This window comes from Neisseria sp. P0001.S005 (assembly GCF_051963715.1).
Window position 1 is genome coordinate 1 of the sequence record NZ_JBQCTZ010000422.1, and the last position, 1,074, is coordinate 1,074.

Annotated in this window: 1 protein-coding gene and 1 pseudogene; both read left to right on the forward strand. The window is 47.6% G+C overall.

What is annotated here, in order from left to right; genetic code table 11:
- Positions 1–251: 251 nt before the first annotated feature.
- Positions 252–467, forward strand: a complete 216-nt coding sequence (gene rpmE / locus ACTHSP_RS20750; RefSeq protein WP_003681847.1) for a 50S ribosomal protein L31 — start codon at positions 252–254, stop codon at positions 465–467.
- 235 nt (positions 468–702) lie between these two features.
- Positions 703–1,074 (forward strand): annotated as a pseudogene (locus ACTHSP_RS20755) (glycosyltransferase family 39 protein); the annotation flags it as partial.

The window sequence follows — 1,074 nt, forward strand, 5'->3', positions numbered from 1 at the left end:
ATATTATTCAGACTATTATTCTTCTTAAAGTTTCACATCTAGAGGAGGTTTTACATCCTCTTTTCAGTTAGATTACAGCCCGATTACACAACATTTGGTTTGAAACTCTATTCTAAACTGTTCTCGCCTGTTGCGAAACTGCCCTGCATACAAAATATCCTCTTGACGAAACAGCCAAAAATAGCGAAAATTCCACGCTTAACTGAAGTACAGGCAAAACCCCTGTGCCCGCTTAATCGAAAGGAAATCAAATGAAACAAGGTATTCACCCGAACTACCACGAAATCAACGTTACCTGCTCTTGCGGCAACAAATTCGTGACCAAATCCGCAATGGAAAAAGACAGCTTCAACGTTGAGGTTTGCTCTCTGTGCCACCCTTTCTACACTGGTACTCAAAAAATCGTCGACACTACCGGTCGTGTGGATAAATTCAACAACAAATTCGGCAACCTGTTCAAACGCTAATTGCCGCTTTGTCAAAAAGACTGCTTCGTGCAGTCTTTTTTGCATTCAGGCCGTCTGAAACATTTCTTTCAGACGGCCTGAGCTTTTTGTCGTCAACCGAATACCATATCATTCCAAACACCCGATAAAAACGAGCCGTCAGCATTATTTTACAAAGCTCTCCGGTCCGGCATATCGCGCAAACCCGTCAAACCCTGTACCATTGCTATTCAAACCAACCGTTTTTTGACCTTCCATGCTGACTTACACACCGCCCGATCCGCGCCGCCCCCAAAAAACCCATGAAAAACCATGGCTTCTGCTGCTGATGGCCTTTGCCTGGCTGTGGCCGGGCGTGTTCTCGCATGACTTGTGGAACCCTGCCGAACCCTCCCTCTTTACCGCCTCCGAGTCCATGAAAAACGGCGGCAGCCTGCTGATTGCACAAATCTTCGGCCAACCCGATTTCACCATCTCCCCTGCTTTTTTATGGGCTGCAACCGCATTCCAAACCCTGTTTTCGCCTTGGGCGGCCGATGCCTATGATGCTACACGTTTTGCCGGCGTGGTATTTACCGCCATCGGACTGACCGCCTGCGGTTTTGCCGGTTTCAACTTTCTCGGCAGA